The sequence below is a fragment of the Pseudomonas sp. LARHCG127 genome (genome assembly GCF_052871455.1).
In genome coordinates this window covers 156403-183373 of record NZ_JBIXJT010000002.1, presented here as the reverse complement: position 1 = coordinate 183373, position 26971 = coordinate 156403, and the positions used below count along the sequence as shown (strand labels likewise).

Sequence of the window (26971 nt, the reverse complement as noted above, 5' to 3'; positions counted from 1 at the left end):
TTACCTTAAGCCTTGTGCATAACCCTGTGGGAGCGAGCTTGCTCGCGATGGCGGTGTGTCAGCCAATACCTAGGCAACTGAACTGACGCCATCGCGAGCAAGCTCGCTCCCACAGAGAGGGAAAAGTCGGTGGGGTCAGGCGTCGTTCTCGTGCGTCAACTCCAACACCCGGTCCACCAGCTTGTTGATGCCCGAAGCCGCTTCGCTGATGTTCTGCGCCAGCATGTAGGCCGGGGTGCTGACCAGTTTGCGCGCGCGGTCCTCGACGATGTCGGTCACCGCGCAGTCTTCGTGGGTGCCGCCCATTTTGCCCACGGCCGCCGCCGTGTCCGGGTCGTTGCCGATGGTGCAGATCACCCCCGGGCCATAGATTTTTGCTGCCAGGGCCGGGGAGATGCAGATCAGTCCGACCGGTTTACTGGCCTCGGCAAAAGCCTCGGTCAAGGCCAGGACTTCTGGCTGGACCGTGCAACCGACGCCTTCGACGGCAAAGTTGGAGAGGTTTTTCGCCGAGCCAAAGCCACCGGGTACGATCAGCGCATCGAAATCGTCGACGTTGGCCTCACGCAAATCCTTCACGTTGCCCCGGGCGATCCGCGCGGACTCCACCAACACGTTGCGGCTCTCGGGCATTTCCTCGCCCGTCAGGTGATTGATCACATGCAACTGGGCAATGTTGGGGGCGAAGCACTGGACCTGCGCCCCGCGCTGATCGAGGCGCAGCAAGGTGATCACGCTTTCGTGGATCTCGGCGCCGTCATACACGCCACAGCCGGAAAGGATCACTGCAATTTTTTTGCTCATGGGCTTTTTCTCCAGATTCATGGCGTTAAATGTCTACTAATTTGTCACTCGTTGCCATAGGGGGATCGGGCAGCTACACCTAACCTGCCGGTTATCTCCCTGCCTCGCATGCCCGGGTTGCGTCATGAACTTCATCCTGTATGCCGTGCCGTTCTTCTTTGTGCTGATTGCCGTCGAGTTGTTGGCCGATCGCTGGCGGGGCGTGAGCCACTACCGCGTGGCAGACGCGATCAACAGCGTGAGCACCGGCGTGCTGTCGACCACCACCGGCCTGCTGACCAAAGGCGTGGGACTGGTGACCTATGCCTTTGCGTTGAAGCACCTGGCCGTCATCGAGCTCCCTGCCGACCGGGCCTGGACCTGGGTGTTTGCCTTCGTGCTCTACGACTTCTGCTATTACTGGCTGCACCGCATGGGCCATGAGCGCAACATCCTCTGGGCCGCCCATTCGGTGCACCACCAGAGCGAGGACTACAACCTGTCCACCGCGTTGCGCCAGACCAGCACCGGCTTCCTGTTGAGCTGGGTCTTCTATGTCCCGCTCGCCGTACTGGGCGTGCCGTTGGTGGTCTTCGTCAGCGTTGCGGCGTTGAATCTGCTGTACCAGTTCTGGGTCCACACCCAGCACATTCCCAAGCTCGGCTGGCTGGAGTGGTGTTTCGTGACGCCGTCCAATCATCGTGCCCACCATGCACAGAACCCTCTCTACATGGATCGCAACTACGGCGGGGTGTTCATTATTTGGGACCGTCTGTTTGGCACCTTCCAAGAAGAAGACGATAACGAGCCGGTGGTTTTTGGCGTGACCACGCCGCTGGCGAGCTGGAATCCGTTGTGGGCCAACCTGCAGTTCTATGCCCAGCTGTGGGCCGATGCGCGGCGAGCGGAGCGCTGGTGGGACAAGCTGCGAATCTGGTTCATGCCCACCGGTTGGCGTCCGGCGGATGTCGCGGCCCGGTACCCGCTGAACAAGCCGGACTTGAGCCAGTTCCGCAAATTCGAAGTGCCGCTGGACCTGCGCCAGCAGTGGTACGTAGGGCTGCAGTTCGGCGTCTACATTGCCTTGGGCAGTTATTTGATGAACCTTGAAGGCAGCCTGCCGGTGGCCGCCCTGGTGCTGGGGTGGGGCGCGGTGGCGTTCGGTCTGTTCGTGTTGGGCGTGGCCCTGGAGAATCGCCCGTGGGCGCTGAAGCTGGAGCTGTTGCGGCTGGCGTCGAACCTGCCGCTGGTATGGCTGGCGCCCTTGGCCGGGTTGTGGCCGGCCAGCGCTGTGATGAGCCATGGGGCTTGGGTCGGGCTGCTCAGCTACAGCCTGCTCAGCGGCATCGGGCTGTACTGCTGCCGCAGCCGGTTTACTCGGTTGGCGTCGTAGGCTCGGCAGACTTGGCTTGTTCGAGTCGCTCGGCTTCGAGGACTTTCTTGGCCAGCCGCGCATTCTTGATGCGTCGGCGCAGCCACAGGACCAGGCCCAGCACCAGCAACGCGCCAAGCACCCATAGTTCGTATTTCTTGATGCTGCCCAGCATGCCTTCCAGCACTGCGCCGAAGTGGTACGCGGCGGCGGCCAGGGCCGTGGCCCAGATCGCCGCGCCGATGCCGTTGAGCAGCAGGTAGCGGCCCGGCGGATAGCCTGACAGGCCGATGGCCACCGGCATCACCGTGCGCAGGCCGTAGACGAAGCGAAAGCTCAGGACCCAGATGTCCGGATGCCGGCGGATGTGCTCCAACGCGCGATCGCCCATCAACTGCCAGCGCGGCTTGCGGGCCAAGAGCTTGCGGCCGTGCTTGCGCCCCAGGAAATACCACAGCTGATCGCCCGCGTAGCTGCCGCAGAACGCCACGACGACCACCAGGTTGATGTCCATGTAGCCACGGAACGCCAGGAAGCCTGCGAGCACGAGGATGGTTTCGCCTTCGAAGAACGTGCCGATAAACAAGGCCAAGTAGCCGAAGTCATGCAGAAATTGTTGGAGCATTGTCTGGGTGCTGGCGAAATGAACGCGCAGCCTAACCCTTCGGGCACATTCAGGAAAGTATCGAAATGTGTCTCGACGTGAACAATTCCTACAGAAGACAATGACTGCGACTACCGGTCGCGCTTTCGCACAACTGTCATGCGTTCGTCATAATAGCCGCTTATAACTGTCACGCTCGCCCGTCTGCGGGCTCAGGAGTCTGCCGTGAGCTTTACCCCCGCCAATCGTCTGTTCCCTGCTACCCGTCTGCGTCGCAACCGTCGTGATGAGTTCTCTCGTCGGCTGGTGCGTGAAAACGTGCTGACCACCGATGACCTGATCCTGCCGGTGTTCGTGCTGGACGGTGAGAACCGTCGCGAAGCGGTGGCGTCGATGCCCGGGGTGGAACGCCTGACCATCGACCTGCTGCTCGAAGAAGCCGCCCACTGGGTCGAGCTGGGCATTCCGGCGCTGGCCCTGTTCCCGGTCACGCCGCCGGCGCTCAAGTCCCTGGACGCCGCCGAAGCCTGGAACCCGGAGGGCATTGCCCAACGTGCGACCCGCGCCCTGCGCACGCGCTTCCCGGAACTGGGAGTGATCACCGACGTGGCGCTGGACCCGTTCACCACCCACGGGCAGGACGGTATCCTCGACGAAGAAGGCTACGTGCAGAACGACATTACCGTCGATGCGCTGGTCCGGCAGGCGTTGTCCCATGCCGAGGCCGGTGCCCAGGTGGTCGCGCCGTCGGACATGATGGACGGGCGCATCCAGGCGATCCGCGAAGCCCTCGAGGTCGCCGGTCACGTCAATGTGCGGATCATGGCCTACTCGGCCAAGTACGCCAGCGCCTATTACGGCCCGTTCCGCGATGCGGTCGGCTCGGCGCTGAACCTGGGCAAGGCCAACAAGGCCTCCTATCAGATGGACCCGGCCAACAGTCAGGAAGCCTTGCACGAAGTGGCGGCTGACTTGTCAGAAGGGGCAGACATGGTCATGGTCAAGCCTGGCATGCCCTACCTCGACATTCTTTGCCGGGTCAAAGACGAATTCAAAGTGCCGACCTTTGTTTATCAGGTCAGCGGCGAGTACGCCATGCACATGGCCGCGATCCAGAACGGTTGGTTGGGCGAAGGGGTGATCCTGGAGTCCTTGACCGCTTTCAAACGCGCAGGCGCTGATGGCATCCTGACTTACTTTGCCGTGCGCGCCGCCCAATTGTTACGAGAGCAGAAATAGCCTCCCAGGAACTTGCGATGAATACCGAAGGACTCACAGAAGTTGCCGTAAAAGACGCTCAACCCGTGGTCGAGCAAGTCGCCGAGACACCGCCGGAGCTGGAGCCCGCTCCCCCGGCTGTGGTCGAGCCCGCCCCGGCCCCGGCGATTGCCATTCCGAACCTGGACGACAGCAGCCTGTACATCCATCGCGAGCTGTCGCAACTGCAGTTCAACATCCGCGTGCTGGAGCAGGCGCTGGACGAGTCCTACCCGCTGCTGGAGCGGCTGAAGTTCCTGCTGATCTTTTCCAGCAACCTGGATGAGTTCTTCGAAATCCGTGTGGCCGGCCTGAAGAAGCAGATCACCTTCGCCCGTGAACAGGCCGGCGCCGATGGCCTGCAACCGCACCAGGCCCTGGCCCGCATCAGCGAGCTGGTCCATGGCCATGTGGACCGCCAGTACGCGATCCTCAACGACATCCTGCTGCCGGAGCTGGAAAAGCACCAGGTGCGCTTCATCCGCCGGCGCAACTGGAACACCAAGATCAAGACTTGGGTGCGCCGCTATTTCCGCGACGAGATCGCACCGATCATCACGCCGATCGGCCTCGATCCGACGCACCCGTTCCCGCTGCTGGTCAACAAGAGCCTGAACTTCATCGTCGAGCTGGAAGGCATCGACGCCTTCGGTCGCGATTCCGGCCTGGCGATCATCCCGGCGCCGCGCCTGTTGCCGCGCATCATTCGCGTGCCGGAAGACGTTGGCGGGCCGGGCGACAACTATGTTTTCCTGTCATCAATGATCCACGCCCATGCCGATGACCTGTTCCAAGGCATGAAAGTGAAGGGCTGCTACCAGTTCCGCCTGACCCGCAACGCCGACCTGTCGGTGGACACCGAGGACGTCGAAGACCTGGCCCGCGCCCTGCGCGGCGAGTTGTTCTCCCGGCGTTACGGCGATGCGGTGCGCCTGGAGGTGGCCGACACCTGCCCGAAACACCTGTCCGACTATCTGCTCAAGCAATTCAACCTGCATGAGACCGAGCTATATCAGGTCAACGGCCCGGTCAACCTGACCCGACTGTTCAGCATCACCGGCCTGGACAGCCATCCGGAACTGCAATATTCGCCGTTTACGCCGCAGATCCCGAAACTGCTGCAAAACAGCGAAAACATTTTCAGCGTGGTGAGCAAGCAGGACATCCTCCTGTTGCACCCGTTCGAGTCGTTCACGCCGGTGGTCGACCTGCTGCGCCAGGCCGCCAAGGACCCTCACGTCCTGGCGGTGCGCCAGACTCTGTACCGCAGCGGCGCCAACTCGGAAATCGTCGACGCCCTGGTGGACGCGGCGCGAAACGGCAAGGAAGTCACGGCGGTGATCGAATTGCGCGCCCGCTTCGACGAGGAATCCAACCTGCAACTGGCCAGCCGCCTGCAAGCGGCCGGTGCGGTGGTGATCTATGGCGTGGTTGGCTTCAAGACCCACGCCAAGATGATGCTCATCCTGCGCCGTGAAGCCGGCGAGATCGTGCGTTACGCCCACTTGGGCACTGGCAACTACCACGCTGCCAACGCTCGCCTGTACACCGACTACAGCCTGCTGACTTCCGACGATGCCTTGTGCGAAGACGTCGGCAAGCTGTTCAGCCAGTTGATCGGCATGGGCAAGACCTTGCGCATGAAGAAACTGCTGCATGCGCCGTTCACCCTGAAGAAGGGCATGCTCGACATGATTGCCCGGGAGACGCAGTTCGCCCTGGACGGCAAGCCGGCCCACATCATTGCCAAGTTCAACTCGTTGACCGATCCGAAGATCATCCGTGCGTTGTACAAGGCCAGCCAGTCGGGCGTACGCATCGATCTCGTGGTGCGGGGCATGTGCTGCCTGCGGCCGGGCATTCCGGGGGTGTCCCACAACATCCACGTGCGCTCGATCATCGGGCGGTTCCTGGAGCACACGCGGGTGTTCTACTTCCTCAACGGCGGTGAGGAGCAGATGTTCCTGTCCAGCGCCGACTGGATGGAGCGCAACCTCGACAAGCGAGTCGAGACCTGCTTCCCGGTGGAAGGCAAGAAGCTGATCCTGCGGGTCAAGAAGGAGTTGGAAAGCTACCTGACCGACAACACCCACAGCTGGAGCCTGCAGTCGGATGGCCGCTACATCCGCAACACGCCGACCGGCAACCAGAACCCGCGCAGCGCCCAGGCGACCTTGCTCGATCGCTTGAGCAGCCCGGTGTTGGCGGTTCGTTAAACGTCCTGGGGCGAGCTTGGCTTTTGTGGCGAGGGAGCTTGCTCCCGCTGGGCCGGTCCGACGCTTCGGGCGCAGCAGCCCCAAGCCTTGGGAGGGCTTCGCCCTCCAGCGGGAGCAAGCTCCCTCGCCACAAAGATCTGTGTTGTAGCTGGATCAGTGAATGTTCAGCACAATCCCGACCCGCGTCAGCCATTCCGCTTCCTGGGCGAAGTCAGCCTGGGTCAGTTGGTTCTCTTCCAGCCAGCCGTCGGGGAACATCACGTCCAGCTGATCGCCGTCGGCATGCAGGGCCACTTGCGGCATTTCCTGGGTGCCACGGATGTGGTGGAACAGGATCGCAAAACGCAGCAGCACGCACAGGCGAATCAGCTTGATGCCGTCGTCGCCGAACTCGGCGAATTTATCCTTGGGAATGTTGCGCCGATGGCCGCGTACCAATAGCGCGAGCATCTGCTGGTCTTCCCGGGAAAACCCCGCCAGGTCCGAGTGCTCGATCAGGTAGGCGCCGTGCTTGTGGTAGTGATAGTGGGCAATGTCCAGGCCCACTTCATGGACCTTGGCGGCCCAGCCCAGCAACTCGCGCCAGACCCCGTCGTTCAAGTCCCAGTCGTCAGCCACCTGGTCGAAGGCGTGCAGGGCCTTGCGCTCGACCCGTACAGCTTGCTCCTGATCGACGTGATAGCGCTCCATGAGCGAGCCCAGGGTGCGCTCGCGCACGTCTTCGTGATGATGCCGCCCCAGCAGGTCATACAGCACGCCTTCGCGCAGGGCGCCTTCACAGTGGTCCATGCGTTGCAGTTCGAGGGCGTCGAAAATCGCTTCGAGGATCGCCAGGCCCGCCGGGAAAATCGTCCGGCGGTCGGGCTTGATGCCTTCGAAATCGATCTTGTCCGCTTCACCGAGCTTGAACACCTTGCGCTTGAGCCAGGCCAGGCCCTCGGCATTGACTTCGCCGGTGCCGTGGCCACCCGCCTTGAGCGCCAGGCCAATGGCGCGAATGGTCCCCGAGGAGCCGATGGCTTCATCCCAGGTCAGGCGGTGCAGGGCGTGTTCGATGCTCATGATTTCCAGGCGCGCCGCTGTATAGGCCTGGGCGTAGCGGGCAGGAGTAATCTTGCCGTCGCGGAAATAACGTTGGGTGTAGCTGACGCAGCCCATCTGCAGGCTTTCGCGAAGCAGCGGCTCGAAGCGCTGGCCGATGATGAATTCGGTACTGCCGCCGCCGATGTCCGCCACCAGGCGCTTGCCCGGGGTGTCGGCCAAAGTATGGGAAACGCCCAGATAGATCAGGCGGGCTTCTTCACGGCCGGAAATGACTTCCACCGGATGGCCGAGGATGGCTTCGGCGCGGCGGATGAACTCGCCCCGGTTGCGTGCCTCGCGCAGGGCGTTGGTGCCCACGATCCGCACCGCGCCCAGGGGCATGCCGTTGATCAGTTGGGCAAACCGCTTGAGGCAATCGAGCCCGCGCTGGATGGATTCTTCACTCAGTTGGCGTTCTTCATCGATCCCAGCGGCCAGTTGGACCTTCTCGCCGAGCCGCTCAAGGATGCGGATTTCTCCGTTCTGGGCCTTGGCGACGACCATGTGGAAGCTGTTGGAGCCCAGGTCGATGGCAGCGATCAGGGACAGATTCTTGGCTTGGGATGGCGGCATGGTCAAAAAGTCTCGGTCGATAACCTCGCCATCCTGCCACGATCGACCGCTTACGCCAACGCGCCTGAACCAAACCCTTGAGCCAGAGCAGGCTGCAGGGTGCCTTTGTGGCGAGGAAGCTTGCTCCCGCTGGGCTGCGCAGCAGCCCCAAAACCAGTCAACCCGGCACACCAGGGATACATCGGCAGGCAGATCCTGCGATTGCTGCGCAATCGAGCGGGAGCAAGCTCCCTCGCCACAGAGGACTTCCTTGACAGTAAAGATCAGGCAGGCTCGACCGTACCGATGAAGTTCGCCAGCTCCGCCGTCTGCGGATCGGCAAACAGCACCTTCGGATCGCCCACTTCATGCACCTTGCCCTGGTGCATGAACACCAGTTTGTCGCCCACTTCCCGGGCGAAGCGCATTTCGTGGGTGACCATGATCAGCGTCATGCCTTCCTTGGCCAGTTGCCGCACCACGCTGAGCACTTCGTTGACCAGTTCCGGGTCCAGGGCCGAAGTGATTTCGTCGCACAGCAGCACTTTCGGCGACATCGCCAGGGCGCGGGCAATCGCCACCCGTTGCTGTTGGCCGCCGGACAAGCGGTCGGGGAACGCATCGAATTTCTCGCCCAGCCCGACCCGTTCCAGCATCTGCCGCGCCAGCTCGGTCGCCTTGGCCTTGGGCACTTTTTGCACAACTTGCGGCGCGAGCATGACGTTCTCGCCGACGGTCAGGTGCGGGAACAGGTTGAACTGCTGGAACACCATCCCGACTTTCTGCCGCAGGCTGCGCAGGTCGGCACGGGCGGCGTCGAGGTATTCGCCGTCGACTTCGATCACACCGTCGTTGATCGACTCCAAGCCATTGAGGGTGCGCAGCAAGGTGGACTTGCCCGAGCCGCTGCGGCCGATGATCGCCACCACCTGGCCTTCCTCGACGCTCAGGTCGATGCCTTTGAGCACGTGATGATCGCCGTAGTATTTATGCAGGGCGGTAATTCTAAGCAGAGGCATGCAGTCTCCTTTCCAGGTAACGCGCACTGAGGGACAAGGGGTAGCAGAGCAGGAAGTAACCGAGGGCGACCAGGCCATAAACCATGAACGGCTCGAACGTGGCATTGGCGAGCATGCCGCCGGTCTTGGTCAGTTCGGTAAAGCCGATGATCGACGTGACAGCCGTGCCTTTGACCACCTGCACGGAAAAGCCCACGGTCGGCGCCACGGCGATGCGCAGGGCCTGGGGCAGGATCACGTAGCGCAGCTGTTCCAGCGGGTTGAGGGCCAGGCTTGCGGAGGCTTCCCACTGGCCGTTGGAAATCGAATCGACACAACCGCGCCAGATCTCCGCCAGGTAGGCGCTGGTAAACAGCGTCAGGGCGATCGCCGCCGCCATCCACGGTGAAATCTCCACCCCGGCCAGGGCTACGCCGAAGAACACCAGGAACAGTTGCATCAACAGCGGTGTGCCTTGGAACAGCTCGATGTAGGTACGGGCGATGTTGCGGGGCAGGGCGCGTTTGGAGATGCGCAGCACCATCACCAGCAAGCCGATCACGCCACCGCCGATAAACGCCACCAGCGACAGGGCCAGGGTCCATTGCAGCCCGGTGAGCAGGTTGCGCACCACGTCCCAGAAAGTGAAATCGCTCATTGGCTGCTCCTGGCGATGTAGCGACGCCCGACCCAATTGAGGAACTGGCGGATCAACAGTGCCATGCACAGATAGATCAGCGTGGTCAGCGCGTAGGTTTCGAACGCGCGGAAGTTGCGCGACTGGATGAAGTTGGCGGCAAAGCTCAATTCTTCGGTGGCGATCTGCGAACAGACCGCCGAGCCGAGCATCACGATGATGATCTGGCTGCTCAAGGCCGGCCAGACCTTGCCCAGTGCTGGCAGCAGCACCACGTGGCGGAACGCCTCGAAGCGGCTCATTGCCAGGGCCGCGGCGGCTTCCAGTTGCCCCCGCGGGATGGCCTGGATACCGGCGCGGATGATCTCGGTGGAGTAGGCGCCGAGGTTGATCACCATCGCCAGTACCGCGGCCTGCCATTCGGAAATCTGCAGGCCCAGGGACGGCAAGCCGAAGAAGATGAAAAACAGCTGCACCAGGAACGGCGTGTTGCGGATCAACTCCACGTACACGCCGACGATCGCTGCGAACGGACGAATGTTCCAGGCCCGCACCACGGCCCCGACGATGCCCAGGCCAACCCCGAGCAACGTGCCGATGGCCGTCAGTTCCAAGGTGAACAGCGCGCCGCGCAACAGCAGCTCGGTGTTTTGCACCACCGGCAGAAAATCGAACTGATAAGCCATGCTCAGCCTCTCAAGCGACGGTCAGAGATCGGCCGGCAGCGGCTGTTTGAGCCAGGTCTGGGCGTTCTTTTCCAGGCTGCCATCGGTCTTGGCGGTGGCCAGGATCTGGTTGACCTTGTCCAGCAAGGCCGGCTCGTTCTTGTTCACGCCCACGTACACCGGCGAGTCCTTGAGTTTCACCTTCAGCGCCGGAACACGCTTGGGGTTGCGTTCGCTGATGGCGACCATCACCACATTGCCGCTGGCGATCAGGTCGACCTGGCCGGCCAGGTAGGCGGCGATGGTCGAGTTGTTGTCTTCGAAGCGCTTGATGGTGGCGCCTTCGGGGGCGACTTTGGTCAGCTCGATGTCTTCGATGGCGCCACGGGTGACGCTGATGGTCTTGCCCTTGAGGTCGTCCAGGGTGTTGATGGCGGCATCAGGCGGGCCGAACACGGCCAGGTAGAACGGCGCATAGGCACTGGAGAAATCGATGACCTTTTCCCGCTCCGGATTCTTGCCCAGGCTGGAAATCACCAGGTCGACCTTGCCGGTGGTCAGGAACGGGATGCGGTTGGTGCTGTTGACTGGGGTCAGTTCAAGCTTGACCTTGAGCTGGTCGGCCAGCAGTTTCGCGGTGTCGATGTCCAGGCCGCGGGGCTTCATGTCCGGGCCGACCGAACCGAAGGGCGGAAAGTCCTGGGGCACGGCGACCTTGAGGGTGCCACGCTTGACCACGTCTTCCAGGCCATCGGCGTGGGCAGGCAGCTGACAAAGCATCAGGCTGGCGAACAGGGCTGTGAGCAGGGCGCTGCAACGCTGAATCATGGCGAATCTCCGCAATCGGTGATGTGATTTCTGCGTTCGGACAGAGCACAGGCCATGCCAAGCCGGCTTTTAATCGGTCAAAGCCACGGTTTTGCTGGTGGGAGGCGGTCTTACTGGTCTGAACAGTTGCGCCGCGTTTCGCACCTTTATCGAGCGTCGGCATTTGCCGCCGAACCCTGCTGGGGCACGACTTGCCGGGCGCGGCGAATAGCTTTACAACTAGCCGCTCACTGGCCCGGTTCGTCTGAAAAATCATGAATTCCATCGCTCGTGCCGTTCCTGAAGTGGCGCTGCAAGCCATCCGCAAACTGATCGTCGATGAAGGCTTCGGCCCCGGCGATGCGCTGCCGTCGCAACGGGACCTGGCGCTGCAACTGGGGGTGAGCCGGGCGTCGTTGCGCGAAGCGCTGTCCTCCCTGAGTGCCTTGGGCATGATCAGCGTGCAGCCGGGCAAGGGCGTGTTCGTGCAGGCACCGGTAGAGGCTCCACGCAGCGAGTCGGCGCCGGGCTGGCCGTTCGCGGCCCAGGCTTCGCCGGTGGACATCTTCCAGTTGCGCTACGCCCTGGAGGGTTTCGCGGCGGGGTTGGCGGCGGTGACGCTCAGCGCCGATGAGCTCGACCGGTTGCAAGACAATGTCGAAGCCATGCGCCGGGAATTGAAGGTCGGGGATTTCGACGCCGCCGCGCGGCTGGATTTCGAATTCCATCGGCGAATCCTGCTGGCCAGCGGCAACCAGGCGATGCTGAGCATCCTCACCGCCAGCGCCGAGATCTTCCTGGAGAGCCAGAAACTACCGTTCATCCGGGCGGAGCGGGCGATGGAAACCTGGCAGGAGCATCGCAAGATCCTGCGCGCCTTGGCGCGTCGGGCGTCAGGCGCCGCGCAAAAAGCCATGCAGGAACATGTACGTAACGCTGCGCTGCGTACCGGCATTTCCTTTGTCGCTCCCGTAGCTTCTTGAACCGGGCCATACTCAAATACATCGTGCGCCATAGCGAGACTCAATCAACTGCGGCTTCCTGAACCCGGGAAGGGCCGCTATGATGGGCCACGTTTTTTTGCTGATGACCCCGGAGATTTCCATGAGCAGCGATCTGATCAAACACGTTAGCGACGCTAGCTTCGAAGCTGACGTTCTCAAGGCCGAAGGCGCGGTACTGGTCGACTATTGGGCTGAGTGGTGCGGTCCTTGCAAAATGATCGCTCCGGTCCTGGACGAGATTGCCGAGACCTACAAGGGCAAGCTGACCGTTGCCAAGCTGAACATCGACGAAAACCAGGAGACGCCGGCCAAGCACGGCGTGCGTGGTATCCCGACCCTGATGCTGTTCAAGAACGGCAACGTCGAAGCCACCAAGGTCGGTGCGCTGTCGAAGTCGCAACTGGCCGCTTTCCTCGACGCCAACATCTAAGCGCCGAATGCCACTGGAAAAGCCCCGCAAATCGCGGGGCTTTTTCGTTATTCGGGGCTAGACGCTTGCAAACCCAGGTGGTACATTCGGCCCCGCACTGGTTTCTCCATTGCCCCCTGCAAGCCGTCGCCGACGCTCTCCTTTCGAATAAGTACGCGATCCTGTCGCCTTCTCCGCGGCGCGGCCTCATTAAGCCAAAAGCTTAATTTCCCCCCTCCATAAATGATTACGTCATTCCTATATGAATCTGACTGAACTCAAGCAAAAGCCGATTACCGAACTGCTCGAATTGGCCGAACAGATGGGCATAGAAAATATGGCCCGTTCGCGCAAGCAGGACGTGATTTTCTCCCTGCTCAAGAAGCACGCGAAAAGCGGCGAGGAAATCTCCGGTGATGGCGTGCTGGAGATTCTCCAGGACGGCTTCGGCTTCCTTCGCTCCGCAGACGCTTCCTATCTCGCCGGCCCAGACGATATCTACGTCTCGCCGAGCCAGATCCGTCGCTTCAACTTGCGCACCGGTGACACCATCGTTGGCAAGATCCGCCCTCCGAAGGAAGGCGAGCGTTACTTCGCCCTGCTCAAGGTCGACACGATCAACTTCGATCGTCCGGAAAACGCGAAGAACAAGATTCTCTTCGAGAACCTGACCCCGCTGTTCCCGACCGTGCGCATGAAGATGGAAGCCGGCAACGGTTCCACCGAAGACCTCACCGGTCGTGTCATCGACCTGTGCGCACCCATCGGCAAAGGCCAGCGTGGCCTGATCGTGGCGCCGCCGAAAGCGGGCAAGACGATCATGCTGCAGAACATCGCGGCCAACATCGCCCGTAACAACCCTGAAGTTCACCTGATCGTGTTGCTGATCGACGAACGTCCGGAAGAAGTGACCGAAATGCAGCGCACCGTGCGCGGCGAAGTGGTCGCCTCGACGTTCGACGAGCCGCCAACCCGTCACGTGCAGGTTGCCGAAATGGTGATCGAGAAGGCCAAGCGCCTGGTCGAGCACAAGAAGGACGTGGTGATCCTGCTGGACTCCATCACCCGTCTGGCCCGTGCCTACAACACCGTGATCCCGAGCTCCGGCAAGGTGCTGACCGGTGGTGTCGATGCCCACGCGCTGGAAAAACCGAAGCGTTTCTTCGGCGCCGCGCGGAACATCGAGGAAGGCGGTTCGCTGACCATCATCGCCACCGCACTGGTTGAAACCGGTTCGAAGATGGACGAAGTGATCTACGAGGAATTCAAGGGCACCGGCAACATGGAACTGCCCCTGGACCGTCGTATCGCCGAGAAGCGTGTGTTCCCGGCCATCAACATCAACCGTTCCGGTACCCGTCGCGAAGAATTGCTGACCGCCGATGACGAGTTGCAGCGCATGTGGATCCTGCGCAAGCTGCTGCATCCGATGGATGAAGTCGCTGCCATCGAGTTCCTGGTCGACAAGCTGAAGACGACCAAGACCAACGATGAGTTCTTCCTGTCGATGAAACGCAAGTAAATCATCAGGACAGGCCAGCAAGAGCCGGGGAAACCCGGCTTTTTGCTATCTGTGCATTCACTATTCTGGACGGGCGGCGTTAAACTCGGGCCCCCGAACGCCACGGCGACCATGAGGCTTTTGCATGCAGTATCGCGACTTGCGCGACTTTATCAGTGGGCTGGAACAGCGCGGCGAACTCAAGCGCATCCAGGTGCCGGTGTCCCCCGTCCTGGAAATGACCGAGGTCTGCGACCGCACCCTGCGCGCAAAAGGCCCGGCGCTGTTGTTCGAAAACCCGACGGGTTATGACATCCCGGTGCTGGGCAACCTGTTCGGCACACCGGAGCGCGTGGCCCTGGGCATGGGTGCCGAAGCCGTCAGCGAACTGCGCGAGATCGGCAAGCTGCTGGCGTTCCTCAAGGAGCCCGAGCCGCCCAAAGGCCTGAAGGACGCTTGGTCGAAGCTGCCGATTTTCCGCAAGATCATTTCCATGGCGCCGAAAGTCGTCAAGGACGCGATCTGCCAGGAAGTGGTGATCGAGGGTGACGATGTCGATTTGGCTATGCTGCCGGTACAGACCTGCTGGCCGGGCGACGTCGGCCCGCTGATCACCTGGGGCCTGACCGTCACCAAAGGCCCGAACAAGGACCGCCAGAACCTGGGCATCTACCGTCAGCAGGTGATCGGCCGCAACAAGGTCATCATGCGCTGGCTGAGCCATCGCGGTGGTGCGCTGGATTACCGCGAGTGGTGTGAAAAACACCCCGGCCAGCCTTTCCCGGTGTCGGTGGCCCTGGGCGCGGACCCGGCGACTATCCTCGGCGCTGTCACGCCCGTGCCCGACAGCCTTTCCGAATATGCCTTCGCCGGCCTGCTGCGGGGCAACCGTACCGAACTGGTGAAATGCCGCGGCAATGACCTGCAAGTGCCGGCCACCGCCGAGATCATCCTTGAGGGGGTGATCCATCCCGGCGAAATGGCCGACGAAGGGCCGTACGGCGACCACACCGGTTACTACAACGAAGTCGACAGCTTCCCGGTGTTTACCGTCGAGCGCATCACCCATCGGATCAAGCCGATCTACCACAGCACCTACACCGGTCGTCCGCCTGATGAGCCGGCGATTCTCGGCGTGGCGCTGAACGAAGTGTTCGTGCCTATCCTGCAAAAGCAGTTTCCGGAAATTACCGATTTCTATTTGCCGCCGGAAGGCTGTTCGTATCGCATGGCCGTGGTGACCATGAAGAAGTCGTATCCGGGGCACGCCAAGCGGGTGATGCTCGGGGTCTGGTCGTTTTTGCGACAGTTCATGTACACCAAGTTCGTTATCGTCACCGACGACGATATCAATGCACGGGACTGGAACGACGTGATCTGGGCCATCACCACGCGCATGGACCCCAAGCGCGACACGGTGATGATCGAGAATACGCCGATCGACTACCTCGACTTCGCCTCGCCGGTGTCTGGCCTGGGGTCGAAGATGGGGCTCGATGCCACGCATAAATGGCCCGGTGAAACCACCCGTGAGTGGGGCCGGGTTATCGTCAAGGATGAAGCCGTTACCCAACGGATCGATGCCATCTGGAATCAGTTAGGAATAGATTGATGCGTGTAACCTTGCAGCCTTCCGGCGCGGTGCTGGAGATACAGCCGGCGGAGCGGATTCTCGATGGCGCGCGGCGCCTGGGCTATGAATGCCCGCAAAGCTGCCGCAACGGCAACTGCCACGTCTGTGGCGCGTTGCTGGTGGAAGGCCGTGTGCAACAGGCGGGCGAGGTGCGCGATCACGGTGAGATCTTCACCTGTATCGCCGAGCCGCTGGAGGACTGCGTGGTGCTGTGGGACGGCGTGCTGTCGCCGGGAGAGCTGCCGGTACGCAACCTGGCGTGCCAGGTCATCGAGTGCGCCGACGTAGGCGGTGATGTCTGGCGAGTGCGCCTGCGTGCGCCGGCGGGCAAGCCACCGCGCTATCACGCCGGGCAGTACCTGATGATCGAGAGGGAAAACGGCGAGAAATCGGCTTTTTCCCTGGCCTCGGCGCCGCATTCCGGGCGCGAGCTGCAATTGCACGTATTGGTGCGCGAAAGCAGTGCACAGGCGCTGCTGGAGCAACTGCGACGCAACCCCAGCGTGCGCGTGGAAATGCCGTTTGGCGACACGCATTTGTCCGAACTACCGGAAGGCCCATTGGTGCTGATCGCCGCTGGAACCGGCATGGCGCAGATGCACAGCTTGATCGAGCACTGCCGCGCGGCGGGCTTCAAGCACCCGGTGCACCTGTATTGGGGCGTGCGGCGGCCGGAAGATTTCTATGAAATCGAGCATTGGGACGAATGGAAAAAACTGCCGAACCTGTTCCTGCATAAAGTCGTCAGCGACTTGTGTGGCTGGGAAGGGCGCTGCGGGATGCTCCATGAAGCGGTGTGCGAGGACATCAGTGACCTTTCTGGTGTGCACGTCTATGCCAGCGGTTCGCCGGCCATGATCTATGCCACGCTCGATGCCTTGGTGGAAGCCGGCATGGACGCTCATCAGATGCGCGCGGATGTGTTTGCGTATGCGCCGCGGGGTTGAATCGCATTCACCCACCCAGGCTTAGTGAGCTTTTTTGTGGCGAGGGAGCTTGCTCCCGCTGGGCTGCGCAGCGGCCCCAAGATCTTGCGGTCGCTGCGCAGCCGAGCGGGAGCAAGCTCCCTCGCCACAACAGCGCGCATGTCCACCCGTCGATATAACTTCATATATTTCGTTTCGATATTTAGCCTTGAGGCTAGATACCGATAACGTATATAGGGTGCGCAATGGCATTTAACTTGCGTGAATTCCCCCGAGCGTCAACACCATGACGGCACCCCGACTACCTTCCGCCCCCGCGAGGAGCCAACCGCTAACGGCCATGACCGCTATCGAATCCGCCATTACCTGTGCCTTGTACCCGCCACGACTCGAACTGGGGCCGCAGCTGACCCGTGAACAATTGCTCGCCTCGATGCAATTGACCATGAGTCTCCACCAGGGTGGTCCGGTCTGGTTGTTCGCGTACGGTTCATTGATCTGGCGGCCGGAATGTACGGCGGTGGAGCGGGTGCGCGGCCGGGTCCATGGTTACCATCGCGGTTTATACCTGTGGTCCCACGAACACCGCGGCACCCCGGAATTGCCAGGGTTGGTGTTCGGATTGGATCGCGGCGGTTCGTGCAGCGGGTTCGCCTATCGATTGCCGGAGGAGAACCTCGAGGACTCATTGTTTGCCCTGTGGCAGCGCGAGATGCCGGTGCCGTCCTATCGCCCGCACTGGCTCAGTTGCCGTCTCGAGGATGGCAGTCGGGTGCAAGCCTTGGGTTTTGTGTTGGAGCGACACCTGCCCAGCTATGCCGGCAACTTGCCGGACCATGTGCTGAGCCAGGTGTTCGAAAGCGCCTGTGGGCGTTACGGCACTACTCGCGATTACGTCGAGCAGACCGTACACGCCCTGCGCAGCCACGCCATGCCAGACCGGAACCTGGAGGCGCGGCTCAAGCGCTGCCAATCAGCGCTGGATCAGGCGACCGCTTCGCGGCTCTGACTGGCGATTTGCTTGTGCCATAGGGTTGGCGCGAGGAATGCCATCGCCAGCAGGCAGGCACCGACCAACAGCACAAAACCGCCATCCCAGCCAAAGTGGTCCACGGTGTAGCCCATGGCGGCACTGGCCGCGACCGAACCACCCAGGTAACCAAACAGGCCCGTGAAGCCCGCGGCGGTACCGGCGGCTTTCTTCGGCGCCAGCTCCAGTGCCTGCAAACCGATCAGCATCACCGGACCGTAGATCAGGAAACCGATGGAAACCAGGGCGATCATGTCGACGGTCGGGTTGCCGGCCGGATTCAGCCAGTACACCAGCGTTGCCACGGTCACCAGGGCCATGAACACCATGCCGGTCAGGCCACGGTTGCCACGGAAGATCTTGTCGGACATCCAGCCACACAGCAGCGTGCCGGGAATGCCCGCCCACTCGTAGAAGAAATAGGCCCAGGAGCTCTTGTCCACCGTGAAGCCCTTGGCTTCCTTGAGGTAGGTCGGCGCCCAGTCCAGCACGCCGTAGCGCAGCAGGTAGACGAAGACGTTGGCCATGGCGATGTACCAGAGCATCTTGTTGCGCAGCACGTACTTGACGAAGATTTCCTTGGCGCTGAATTCGTTCTCGTGGCTGGCGTCGTAGCCTTCCGGGTAGTCGTTCTTGTATTTCTCGATCGGGGGCAGGCCCACCGATTGCGGGGTGTCGCGCATGGTCGCGAAGGCAAACACCGCAACGACGAGCGCTACGGTAGCGGGCACGTAGAATGCCGCGTGCCAATCATTGAACCAGGCCATGCCCAGCAGGAACAGCGGGCCGATCAGGCCGCCACCGACGTTGTGCGCCACGTTCCACACCGACACCACGCCGCCACGTTCCTTCTGCGACCACCAGTGCACCATGGTCCGTCCGCTTGGCGGCCAGCCCATGCCTTGGGCCCAGCCATTGATGAACAGGAGGATGAACATGATGGTCACGCTGGACGTTGCCCAGGGCGCGAAACCGAACACGAACATCACTCCCGCCGAGACCAGCAAGCCGAAGGGCAGGAAGTAGCGCGGGTTGGAACGGTCGGACACCAGGCCCATCAGGAACTTCGACAGCCCATAAGCGATGGCGATGGCGGACATGGCCAGGCCCAGCTGGCCACGGGTATAACCCTCGTCGATCAGGTACGGCATGGCCAGGGAGAAGTTCTTGCGCAGCAGGTAATACCCGGCGTAGCCAATGAAGATCCCGGCGAAGATCTGCCAGCGAAGGCGTCGGTAGGTGCTGTCTATTTTTTCTTCAGGCAGGACTGCCTGGTGTGCGGCAGGTCGAAAGAAAGCAAACATTCAAGTGCTCCAGGTTCTTGTTATGGCGGCGGATGCGAATGTTACAGTTTCGTTACCGAAAATAGCATCGCTCGTTGGCGCATAAAAAGCAGAAATTTCGATTGGTCATGTTCTTAAGTGAACATGTCGTTCAGACGTAAGCGAAGGGCGTCGTAGGAAATGCCTTCGCGATGCCCTTTCATGCGCCGCATCGGTGAATACGGGGCAAAGCAGTGGGAAACGTCCTTCGCCCAAATGGGAAGTCTCGCTATAGGGCCCATGAGCCATGGCCTTTACCCTTTACGTTTCTGCCAGGTCTGGCATTTCAACTGAGGGGTAGGGGCAATGAGGTGGTCCGTGGTGATGCTGTTGCTGTGCTTGTCCGGTACGAGCGGGGCAGCGGAAATGTTGTTGGTGCCCGAGCACAATCCCAGGCCGGATTACCCGACGGCCCTGGTCCGCAAGGGCATCATGGGTATGGCCCGGGTCGGCTTCATGGTGCATGCCGATGGTCATGTCGATGAGATCGCGATCCTGCACAGCGATCATCCGGATTTCGCCGAAGCCGCACGGGAAGCGGTCAGCCAATGGCGCTTCAAGCCTTGGTCGGTTGATCTCGAACACCCGGCGAAGACGCATGTCGTAGCGCCCTTCGAGTTCCGCCTGGATGACTTGCCACTGGACGCCAATAAATGGATCAAGACCTGGAAATGCTCGGACATTAACGCCCACGCCAACGGCCAGCTATGGGTGCAGGACTTGCTCCCGTTCCATTACACACGCCTCTACTTATCCAATGTGTTTTTCGTCAAACAGTTACCGGAAGCCGAGCGCCTGGCCTTGATCGCCCGGCTCAACAGGCTCTTGCCCTCGATCGTGCAGCGTTGCGGGAGTTTTCCTGCGGCGCGGTATGTGCGGATGTTACCGAAGGAAGTTCGAGAGTTGCTTTAGTGCGGGTCAATGGCGGTCCGGCGCATGGGGCCTGACCGCCTTGACGCATTCAACGCACCTGCACAACCACCTTCCCCACCGCCTTGCGCTGCCCCAGGTCATTGATCGCCTGGGCGGCGTTGCTCAGCGGATACACCTGGGACACCAGCGGCTTGAGCTTGCCCTCGGCGAACCAGCCGAACAGTTGCTGGAAATTGGCGGCATTGTCCTTCGGTTGGCGCTGGGCGAAAGAGCCCCAGAACACGCCCACCACGGCAGCACCCTTGAGCAAGGCCAGGTTCACGGGGAGTTCGGGGATGCGCCCGCTGGCAAAGCCGACCACCAGCAACCGGCCGTTCCAGGCGATGGCGCGGATGGCCTGGTCGAACAGGTCGCCGCCCACCGGGTCGTAGATCACGTCGGCGCCTTGGCCGTCGGTGAGGCGCTTGATTTCATCCTTCAGGCTGGTTTCGCTGTAGTTGATCAAATCGTCGGCACCGGCCGCCTTGGCCACGGCGAGTTTCTCCGCGCTGCTGGCGGCGGCGATCACCCGGGCGCCCATGGCCTTGCCGATTTCCACGGCCGCCAGGCCAACGCCACCGGAGGCGCCGAGCACCAGCAGGGTTTCGCCGGGTTGCAGGTTGGCCCGTTGCCTGAGGGCGTGCATCGAGGTGCCATAGGTCATGCTGAAAGCCGCGGCGGTGTTGAAGTCCATGGACGCGGGAATCGGCAACACGTTGTAGCCGGGGACCGCCACCTGTTCGGCAAAGCTGCCCCAGCCGGTCAGCGCCATCACCCGGTCGCCGACTTTCAAGTGGCTGACGTTCCCACCCACCTGGCTGACCACGCCCGCCGCTTCGCCGCCGGGGGAAAACGGGAAGGGTGGCTTGAATTGGTATTTGCCCTCGATGATCAGCGTGTCAGGGAAATTCACCCCGGCGGCGTGCACGTCCAACAGCACTTCGTTCTTCTTGGCGACGGGGCTGGCGACGTCTTCCAGCACCAGCGATTCGGCGGGGCCGAATTCTTTGCACAGCACGGCTTTCATCAGGGCTATTCCTTTGGGAGTGATGGCCGATAAGTGTAGGTGTGAGAGACAACGGGTCAACGAGCATGCCCCGCCCTGATAGCCGGCCATAAGCTTGTGCTTGAACGGCGGGTCGGTATGCTGGGCCGCAAACCGGATGAGGAATCGATTGTGAAAGCGTGGATCATGTTGATGCTGGCCCTGTCGCTGCCTGTGGCGGCGATGGCCGAAGAGGCCAAGGAAGCGAAAGAGGGCGAGGCACCGAAAGTCAGTTATATCACCCTCAGCCCGCCGTTCGTGGGCAACTATGGCTTGGACGGCACGGCGAAGCTGAAGGTCTACAAGGCCGACGTGGCCCTGCGCGTGACCGGTGATGCCGCCGCGGCGGCGGTCAAGGCCAACGAGCCACTGATTCGTAACCAGTTGGTGGCGTTGTTTGCCCAGCAGACCACCGAGGGGATGAACAACCTCGAAGCCAAGGAAAAACTGCGTCAGGAAGCGTTGAAGCAGACCCAGCAGGTGATGAACGACGAGACTGGCAAGCCGATGGTGGATGATTTGTTGTTCAACAACCTGATCATTCAATAGGTTTTGTGGTGGCTGGGCGGGCCCTATCGCGAGCAAGCTCGCTCCCACAGTGGATCTCCAGTGGTCCTATTTTGTGAACAACCGAGACCCCTGTGGGAGCGAGCTTGCTCGCGATAGCGGCCTACCGGACAGCGAATCACTCAAGGCTTCAGCGCAACCACCGCCGCCCACTGCTCCGCCGTCACTGGCATCACTGACAGTCGCGAGCCTTTCTGCACCAGCGGCATTTCCGCCAGGGCGGTCTGTTGCTTGAGGTAGTCGAGCTTCAGGACGTGGCGGAACGTCTCGACATGGGCCACGTCGATCGCGGTCCAGGGGTTTTTGTCCGGGCTGGCCTTGGCGTCGAAATAATGGCTGTCCGGGTCCAGGGCGGTCGGGTCGGGGTAGGCCGCCTGGATGATTTTGCCGATCCCGGCGATACCGGGCTCGGGGCAGCTGGAATGGTAGAAAAAGAATGTATCGCCCACCGCCATGGCCCGCAGGAAATTGCGTGCCTGGTAGTTGCGAACCCCGTCCCAACGGGCCTGGCCAAGCTTTTCCAAGCCCTGGATGGACAATTCGTCAGGCTCGGACTTCATCAGCCAATAGGCCATGATTGCTACTCCTTGGCGGTGTGGAAAAAAATAGTTCAGCGATTTTATGACAAACCGACAGTCGGTTGACGCCAGAGTTTGCGTGTAGGGTCCGGTTGCCGCAAAATGCCGGCCTTCCAAGCTTGACGCTGCTGCACGGCCAATAAGAAAACCGCTGCTGTCATCGTGTGTGATATGCCTTGAGGGGGGCAATCGATGAAACGCAAACCGGATTTGTTGTGGATCTTGGTCATTCTGTTCGGTCTGGGTGTCGTGACCACGGGTTACGCCCAAAGCCTGTGGGCCAACAAGACCGAGGCGCCGGTGGATATCACCCAACCCGCGCCATCGCTCAAACGCTGAACCCGCTTTTCAGCCGCCGCGGATGACCGCGGCGTCTATCCCGCGATATACCACTGCCTGTCGCTGACCGTCCCCTGTAGCGGCACGTCCCAGCTTGCCTGCGCCAATCGTTCGACCTTCTGGCATTCATGGGCCAGCCCCAATAGCGTCGGCTTGCGCCACTGCTTGCGCCGCGCCAGGTACGCCAGGCTGCGGTCGTAAAAGCCGCCACCCATGCCCAGCCGACCTCCCGCATCGTCAAATCCCACCAGTGGCAACAGCACCAGGTCCAGCGTCCAGACCTTGCGTTGCCGGGCGATGTTCTTGCGCGGTTCAGGGATACGAAACCGATTGGGCTGCATTTGTTCGCCGGGGTGGATGCGTTGGAATACCATCTTGGTCTGCGGCCACGGGCTGAGTACCGGCAGGTAAGTGGCCTTGCCCCGGCGCTGGGCCGCGCGCAGCAGCAGGCGCGGGTCGATTTCGCCATCGTTGGGCAGGTACAGGGCGATGTGCTTTGCACGGCGAAACAGCGGGTGCTGGGCCAGTTGTTTGTACAGCCCGCGGGCGGCTTGACGTTGCTGGGCGGGCGTCAGAGCGCGACGGGCCTGGCGCAGCAGGCGTCGAAGTTGCGGGCGGGGCAGCAGCGCGGGTTCGGTCATATCAAGGCTTCACGCAGTGGCGATGCCACAGCGTAACCGCAAAACAGGGTGCCCAGAAATGCCTGCGCCAGAAACGACAATGCCAGTTCATATGAACTGGCATTGTCTGGAGTCAGGCTCCCCGGATGAACCGCTGTCGGCTTAGCCCTTGAACCCGAAAGTTCAAGGTGGAAGTTGCAGGAGGCGTTAAGGCTTTCCGTCAAGCGGACATGCACACCGGCCCCAACGTGCAACCCCCGTGGTTGTGCGTATCGGCTCAGGGACATCACCAACTGGCAAGCACCCCAGGGAGTGACGCGAGTATACCCCAGGCAGCTTCGCGAATCAGCCCTTGGCGACGTCTGGATCGGTGGCGAGCACCAGATCGACCCGATCGAGCAGGTCGCGCACCTGTTCACGGGTCGAGCCGCTGACCTGTACGTCCGGCGTATCCTGGCGATGCAACAGGTCGTGGGTGATGTTCAAGGCGGCCATCACGGCGATGCGGTCGGCACCGATGACTTTGCCGCTGCTGCGGATCTCGCGCATCTTGCCGTCCAGGTAACGGGCGGCGCTCACCAGGTTGCTACGCTCTTCCTGGGGGCAGATGATCGAATATTCTTTGTCGAGGATCTGCACGGTAACGCTATTGCTTGAACTCATGAGTCTTGCTCCAGGGCCTTGAGGCGCGAAATCATCGATTCGACCTTACGCCGGGCGATTTCGTTTTTTTCAATGAGGTGCGCGCGTTCCTCGCGCCAGGTTTTTTCCTGAGCTAATAGGAGTCCGTTTTGGCTCTTAAGTTGCTCGACCCGGTCAATTAGCAGTTCGAGTCTGGCCATCAGCGCTTGCAGGTCGGTGTCTTCCATTGTGTCCACTGAAGAATGTGTCTGATGGAGGGATGTAGGTCGCACAGCCTCTGATAGTCTTGGCGAGTCTGTCGATGTAGGATACAAGGCCTCCATTCTAGACATAGCGCCGTCTGGCGCCTAGCTGCCCATGCCCATTCAGAATTCCCCGTATCAAGCATTTGCCACCCTGCTGAGCACCAGCGGTCATCCTGTCTCGCCTGCCGAACTGCATGGCCTGTTGCTCGGTCGCAGCTGCGCCGGCGCCGGCTTCGAGGCCGACGGCTGGTTGGCCGACGCCGCCGAGCTGTTGGAAGGCGAGCCGGCGGCCAACGTCCGTAACGCGCTGATCGGCCTGCAGGAAATGGTCAAGGGCGAGTTGACCAGCGACGACATGACCGTCGTCCTGCTGTTGCCCACTGACGACGCCCCCCTGGCCGAACGCGCCGCGGCGCTGGGCCAGTGGTGCCAGGGCTTCCTCGCCGGCTTCGGCCTGACCCGCCGCGAATACGCGCTGAGCGAAGAGGCGAAGGAAGTGCTGCAGGATCTGGCCGCGATTTCCCAGGTCCAGGATGCCCTGGAAGAGTCCGACGACGGCGAAAGCGACTACATGGAAGTGATGGAGTACCTGCGGGTCGCACCATTGCTGCTGTTCACCGAGACCAAGAAAACCGATGCAGCGGCCCCCAAGCCGTCCTTGCATTAATTTTTAGAGGGAACCCCGTCTGCCCATGATTCATATCCCGAAATCGGAATACAGCCGTCGCCGCAAGGCCTTGATGGCGCAGATGGAACCCAACAGCATCGCAATCCTGCCCGCCGCCGCCGTTGCGATCCGCAACCGCGACGTCGAGCATGTCTACCGCCAGGACAGCGACTTCCAATACCTCAGCGGCTTTCCCGAGCCGCAAGCGGTGCTGGTGCTGATGCCCGGCCGCGCCCATGGCGAATACATCCTCTTTTGTCGCGAGCGCAACGCCGAACGTGAGTTGTGGGACGGCCTGCGCGCCGGCCAGGAAGGGGCGATCCGTGACTACGGTGCCGACGACGCTTTTCCCATCACTGACATCGACGACATCCTGCCGGGCCTGATCGAAGGTCGCGACCGGGTGTATTCGGCCATGGGCAGCAACCCAGAATTCGACCGGCACCTGATGGAGTGGATCAACGTGATTCGCTCCAAGGCCCACCTCGGCGCCCAGCCGCCGAACGAATTCGTTGCCCTGGATCACTTGCTGCACGACATGCGCCTGTATAAATCGGCGGCGGAACTGAAGGTCATGCGCGAAGCGGCGCGGATCTCCGCCCAGGCGCACATCCGGGCGATGCAGGCGGCGCGCCCGGGGTTGCATGAGTTCAGCCTGGAGGCCGAGCTCGATTATGAGTTTCGCAAGGGCGGGGCGAAGATGCCGGCCTACGGCTCGATCGTCGCGGCGGGGCGCAACAGCTGCATCCTGCACTACCAGCAGAACGACGCGTTGCTCAAGGACGGCGACCTGGTGTTGATCGACGCCGGCTGTGAAATCGACTGCTACGCCAGCGATATCACCCGTACCTGGCCGGTCAGCGGCAAGTTTTCGCCCGAGCAGAAAGCGATCTACGAAGTGGTGCTGGCCGCCCAGGAAGCCGCGTTTGCCCAGATCGCACCGGACAAACACTGGAACCAGGCCCACGAAGCGACGGTCCGGGTCATTACCGAAGGGTTGGTGCGCCTGGGACTGCTGGAAGGTGAGGTGGACGATTTGATTGCCAGCGAGGCCTACCGGGCGTTCTACATGCACCGCGCCGGCCATTGGCTGGGCATGGACGTGCATGATGTGGGCGAATACCGGGTCGGCGGCGAATGGCGGGTCCTGGAAATCGGCATGACGTTGACGGTGGAACCGGGCATCTATATCAGCCCGAACAACCGCAGCGTCGCGAAAAAATGGCGCGGCATTGGCGTGCGCATCGAGGATGACGTGGTAGTGACCAAGACCGGTTGTGAAATCCTGAGCCGAGGCGTGCCGAAAACGGTCGCCGACATCGAGGCCCTGATGGCCGCCGCCCGGACGCAAGCGGCATGAGCCGGATCAACGTGGCCATCATCGGCGGCGGCCTGGTCGGCGCGAGCCTGGCCCTGGCCCTGCAGGCCGGTGCCAAGGCCCGGGGCTGGAAGATCATGCTGATCGAGCCCTTCGCCCCTGGCGACGCCTGGCAGCCAAGCTACGATGCCCGGTCCTCGGCATTGTCCTACGGTGCCCGGCAGATTTATCAACGCCTGGGTGTCTGGCAGGAAATTTCCCGCCGCGCCGAACCGATCAAGCAGATCCATGTGTCCGACCGCGGGCGGTTTTCCACGGCGCGGCTGTCGGCCATGGAAGAAGGTGTGCCAGCGCTGGGCTATGTGGTGGAAAACGCCTGGCTCGGCCAGTGCCTGTGGCAAGGCCTGGACCCGGAAGTGGTCAGTTGGCGCTGTCCGGCGCAGGTGACGCGCATGGAGCCATTGGTCGGCGGTTATCGCCTGACCCTCGACGACGAAACCACCCTGGAGTGCGATCTTGCGGTATTGGCCGATGGTGGTCGCTCCAGCCTGCGCGAGCAGTTGGGCGTCGGCGTGCGCAGTCGCCCTTATGACCAAAGCGCGTTGATCGCCAACATCACCCCCAGCGAAGCCCACAATGGCATGGCCTTCGAACGCTTCACCGATGACGGCCCGATGGCCTTGTTGCCGCTGCCGGAGAATCGCTGCGCGTTGGTCTGGACCCGCCAGGGCATGGACGCACAACGGCTGGCAGCCCTCGACGAGCGCAGCTTCCTCGCCGAATTGCAGGGTGTGTTCGGTTATCGCCTGGGTACGCTGAAGCAGGTGGGTGTGCGGCACTTGTACCCGCTGGCGTTGGTGGAGGCTGAAGAGCAGGTCCGTCCGCACCTGGCGATCCTGGGCAATGCCGCCCACAGCCTGCATCCAATTGCCGGGCAGGGGTTCAACCTGTCCCTGCGCGATGCCCAGGCCCTGGCCGATGCCTTGCTCGACAGCGACGGCGAGCCTGGAGACTTTGCCGTGTTGCAGGCTTATCGCGAGAGCCAGCGCACGGACCAGGCCCTGACCGTGGGCTTCTCCGACCAGGTCACGCGCCTGTTTGGCAGCAACCTGCCGCTGGTGTCCCTGGGCCGTAACCTCGGCTTGCTGGGCCTCGACCTGCTGCCGCCGGCCAAGCGCTGGTTCGCCCGCCAGGCCATGGGCTTGGGGACGCGTCCCGATGCGTGAGGCTGGCGTGGTC

Annotated in this window: 28 protein-coding genes and 1 other RNA gene; 15 read left to right on the top strand and 14 right to left on the bottom strand. The window is 61.9% G+C overall.

All coding sequences use genetic code 11. The features are described from left to right. Positions 1–135 precede the first annotated feature (135 nt). Positions 136–804: an isoprenoid biosynthesis glyoxalase ElbB gene (elbB, locus tag ACIPQ1_RS04265; protein WP_446533646.1), complete on the bottom strand. Its 669-nt coding sequence runs from the start codon at positions 802–804 to the stop codon at positions 136–138. Positions 805–928: 124 nt separating this feature from the next. On the opposite strand from elbB, the gene ACIPQ1_RS04260 reads away from it, so the two are divergent. Continuing rightward, positions 929–2176, top strand: a complete 1248-nt coding sequence (locus ACIPQ1_RS04260; RefSeq protein WP_411385925.1) for a sterol desaturase family protein — start codon at positions 929–931, stop codon at positions 2174–2176. Here the strand turns inward: ACIPQ1_RS04260 and ACIPQ1_RS04255 are convergent. Then, entirely contained in the window at positions 2157–2780 is a 624-nt protein-coding gene (locus tag ACIPQ1_RS04255; RefSeq protein ID WP_186706835.1) for a DedA family protein, read from the bottom strand. The genes ACIPQ1_RS04260 and ACIPQ1_RS04255 overlap by 20 nt on opposite strands. Before the next feature lie 204 nt (positions 2781–2984). Between ACIPQ1_RS04255 and hemB the strand changes: the two genes are divergently transcribed. Together hemB and ppk1 are read left to right on the top strand one after the other, a co-directional pair. Next, positions 2985–3998 carry a porphobilinogen synthase gene (hemB, locus tag ACIPQ1_RS04250; protein WP_411385924.1) on the top strand — a complete coding sequence of 338 codons (1014 nt, stop codon included), beginning with the start codon at positions 2985–2987 and terminating at the stop codon, positions 3996–3998. A 17-nt stretch (positions 3999–4015) separates the two neighbouring features. After that, positions 4016–6232, top strand: a complete 2217-nt coding sequence (gene ppk1 / locus ACIPQ1_RS04245) for a polyphosphate kinase 1 (protein ID WP_411385923.1) — start codon at positions 4016–4018, stop codon at positions 6230–6232. Between the two features lie 153 nt (positions 6233–6385). Here the strand turns inward: ppk1 and ppx are convergent, their stop codons facing one another. From ppx to ACIPQ1_RS04220, 5 genes are all read right to left on the bottom strand, one after another. After that, positions 6386–7888, bottom strand: coding sequence for an exopolyphosphatase (gene ppx, locus ACIPQ1_RS04240; protein ID WP_411385922.1), 1503 nt, complete (start codon positions 7886–7888; stop codon positions 6386–6388). Between the two features lie 263 nt (positions 7889–8151). Next, a complete protein-coding gene (locus ACIPQ1_RS04235; protein ID WP_446533645.1) occupies positions 8152–8886 on the bottom strand; it encodes an amino acid ABC transporter ATP-binding protein in 735 nt (244 codons plus the stop codon). Next, positions 8873–9523 (bottom strand): amino acid ABC transporter permease, encoded by a 651-nt coding sequence (locus ACIPQ1_RS04230; protein WP_198724570.1) that lies wholly within the window; start codon positions 9521–9523, stop codon positions 8873–8875. The genes ACIPQ1_RS04235 and ACIPQ1_RS04230 overlap by 14 nt, the downstream gene beginning before the upstream one ends. Continuing rightward, the gene (locus ACIPQ1_RS04225) at positions 9520–10188 is read right to left on the bottom strand and encodes an amino acid ABC transporter permease (protein WP_250965006.1); all 669 of its coding nucleotides are present in this window, start codon (positions 10186–10188) and stop codon (positions 9520–9522) included. Before ACIPQ1_RS04225 ends, ACIPQ1_RS04230 begins: the two co-directional genes overlap by 4 nt. 21 nt (positions 10189–10209) lie before the next feature. After that, positions 10210–10995: a transporter substrate-binding domain-containing protein gene (locus tag ACIPQ1_RS04220; RefSeq protein ID WP_411385921.1), complete on the bottom strand. Its 786-nt coding sequence runs from the start codon at positions 10993–10995 to the stop codon at positions 10210–10212. 254 nt (positions 10996–11249) lie between these two features. Here ACIPQ1_RS04220 and ACIPQ1_RS04215 point away from each other — a divergent pair, with 254 nt between their 5' ends. The 6 genes from ACIPQ1_RS04215 to ACIPQ1_RS04190 all read left to right on the top strand — a co-directional run bounded on the left by ACIPQ1_RS04215 (position 11250) and on the right by ACIPQ1_RS04190 (position 17456). Next, positions 11250–11957 carry a FadR/GntR family transcriptional regulator gene (locus ACIPQ1_RS04215; RefSeq protein ID WP_250965004.1) on the top strand — a complete coding sequence of 236 codons (708 nt, stop codon included), beginning with the start codon at positions 11250–11252 and terminating at the stop codon, positions 11955–11957. Between the two features lie 121 nt (positions 11958–12078). Next, positions 12079–12408 (top strand): thioredoxin TrxA, encoded by a 330-nt coding sequence (gene trxA, locus ACIPQ1_RS04210; RefSeq protein WP_003206727.1) that lies wholly within the window; start codon positions 12079–12081, stop codon positions 12406–12408. 241 nt (positions 12409–12649) lie between these two features. Further along, positions 12650–13909: a transcription termination factor Rho gene (gene rho / locus ACIPQ1_RS04205; protein WP_003206716.1), complete on the top strand. Its 1260-nt coding sequence runs from the start codon at positions 12650–12652 to the stop codon at positions 13907–13909. 124 nt (positions 13910–14033) lie between these two features. Next, positions 14034–15500 carry a 4-hydroxy-3-polyprenylbenzoate decarboxylase gene (gene ubiD, locus ACIPQ1_RS04200; protein ID WP_039590257.1) on the top strand — a complete coding sequence of 489 codons (1467 nt, stop codon included), beginning with the start codon at positions 14034–14036 and terminating at the stop codon, positions 15498–15500. Next, complete coding sequence (locus ACIPQ1_RS04195) at positions 15500–16468, top strand: CDP-6-deoxy-delta-3,4-glucoseen reductase (protein ID WP_250965003.1); 969 nt, start codon at positions 15500–15502, stop codon at positions 16466–16468. The genes ubiD and ACIPQ1_RS04195 overlap by 1 nt, the downstream gene beginning before the upstream one ends. A gap of 319 nt (positions 16469–16787) precedes the next feature. Then, positions 16788–17456, top strand: coding sequence for a gamma-glutamylcyclotransferase (locus tag ACIPQ1_RS04190; RefSeq protein ID WP_053189100.1), 669 nt, complete (start codon positions 16788–16790; stop codon positions 17454–17456). Here ACIPQ1_RS04190 and glpT read toward each other — a convergent pair. Next, positions 17432–18781 (bottom strand): glycerol-3-phosphate transporter, encoded by a 1350-nt coding sequence (gene glpT / locus ACIPQ1_RS04185; RefSeq protein WP_434573658.1) that lies wholly within the window; start codon positions 18779–18781, stop codon positions 17432–17434. The two genes, ACIPQ1_RS04190 and glpT, sit on opposite strands and share 25 nt — an antisense overlap. Before the next feature lie 324 nt (positions 18782–19105). Here glpT and ACIPQ1_RS04180 point away from each other — a divergent pair, with 324 nt between their 5' ends. Continuing rightward, a complete protein-coding gene (locus tag ACIPQ1_RS04180; RefSeq protein WP_446533644.1) occupies positions 19106–19711 on the top strand; it encodes an energy transducer TonB in 606 nt (201 codons plus the stop codon). A gap of 49 nt (positions 19712–19760) precedes the next feature. Here ACIPQ1_RS04180 and ACIPQ1_RS04175 read toward each other — a convergent pair whose 3' ends face one another. Beyond that, complete coding sequence (locus tag ACIPQ1_RS04175) at positions 19761–20738, bottom strand: NADPH:quinone oxidoreductase family protein (RefSeq protein WP_446533643.1); 978 nt, start codon at positions 20736–20738, stop codon at positions 19761–19763. A 150-nt stretch (positions 20739–20888) separates the two neighbouring features. Between ACIPQ1_RS04175 and ACIPQ1_RS04170 the strand changes: the two genes are divergently transcribed. Beyond that, complete coding sequence (locus ACIPQ1_RS04170) at positions 20889–21305, top strand: flagellar basal body-associated FliL family protein (RefSeq protein ID WP_186707593.1); 417 nt, start codon at positions 20889–20891, stop codon at positions 21303–21305. A gap of 140 nt (positions 21306–21445) precedes the next feature. Here ACIPQ1_RS04170 and ACIPQ1_RS04165 read toward each other — a convergent pair whose 3' ends face one another. Next, positions 21446–21898 (bottom strand): EVE domain-containing protein, encoded by a 453-nt coding sequence (locus tag ACIPQ1_RS04165; RefSeq protein ID WP_250964999.1) that lies wholly within the window; start codon positions 21896–21898, stop codon positions 21446–21448. Between the two features lie 195 nt (positions 21899–22093). Between ACIPQ1_RS04165 and ACIPQ1_RS04160 the strand changes: the two genes are divergently transcribed. Next, the gene (locus ACIPQ1_RS04160; RefSeq protein ID WP_162893876.1) at positions 22094–22240 is read left to right on the top strand and encodes a hypothetical protein; all 147 of its coding nucleotides are present in this window, start codon (positions 22094–22096) and stop codon (positions 22238–22240) included. 35 nt (positions 22241–22275) lie between these two features. On the opposite strand, the gene ACIPQ1_RS04155 is transcribed toward ACIPQ1_RS04160, so the two are convergent. The 4 genes from ACIPQ1_RS04155 to ACIPQ1_RS04140 form a co-directional block, all read right to left on the bottom strand. Continuing rightward, the gene (locus tag ACIPQ1_RS04155; RefSeq protein ID WP_411385916.1) at positions 22276–22881 is read right to left on the bottom strand and encodes a 5-formyltetrahydrofolate cyclo-ligase; all 606 of its coding nucleotides are present in this window, start codon (positions 22879–22881) and stop codon (positions 22276–22278) included. Between the two features lie 114 nt (positions 22882–22995). Further along, a non-coding RNA gene (gene ssrS, locus ACIPQ1_RS04150) (6S RNA) lies at positions 22996–23175 on the bottom strand. Positions 23176–23205: 30 nt separating this feature from the next. Then, on the bottom strand, positions 23206–23523 hold the full coding sequence (locus ACIPQ1_RS04145) for a cell division protein ZapA (protein WP_053126417.1): 318 nt from the start codon (positions 23521–23523) through the stop codon (positions 23206–23208). Beyond that, on the bottom strand, positions 23520–23729 hold the full coding sequence (locus tag ACIPQ1_RS04140) for a TIGR02449 family protein (RefSeq protein WP_003177365.1): 210 nt from the start codon (positions 23727–23729) through the stop codon (positions 23520–23522). The genes ACIPQ1_RS04145 and ACIPQ1_RS04140 overlap by 4 nt, the downstream gene beginning before the upstream one ends. A 130-nt stretch (positions 23730–23859) precedes the next feature. Between ACIPQ1_RS04140 and ACIPQ1_RS04135 the strand changes: the two genes are divergently transcribed. The 3 genes from ACIPQ1_RS04135 to ubiH are packed head-to-tail and all read left to right on the top strand — an operon-like array spanning position 23860 to position 26958. Further along, positions 23860–24414 carry a YecA/YgfB family protein gene (locus ACIPQ1_RS04135; protein WP_446533642.1) on the top strand — a complete coding sequence of 185 codons (555 nt, stop codon included), beginning with the start codon at positions 23860–23862 and terminating at the stop codon, positions 24412–24414. Positions 24415–24439: 25 nt separating this feature from the next. Further along, the gene (gene pepP, locus ACIPQ1_RS04130; RefSeq protein ID WP_186707590.1) at positions 24440–25774 is read left to right on the top strand and encodes a Xaa-Pro aminopeptidase; all 1335 of its coding nucleotides are present in this window, start codon (positions 24440–24442) and stop codon (positions 25772–25774) included. Then, the gene (ubiH, locus tag ACIPQ1_RS04125) at positions 25771–26958 is read left to right on the top strand and encodes a 2-octaprenyl-6-methoxyphenyl hydroxylase (protein ID WP_446533641.1); all 1188 of its coding nucleotides are present in this window, start codon (positions 25771–25773) and stop codon (positions 26956–26958) included. Before pepP ends, ubiH begins: the two co-directional genes overlap by 4 nt. Positions 26959–26971 lie beyond the last annotated feature (13 nt).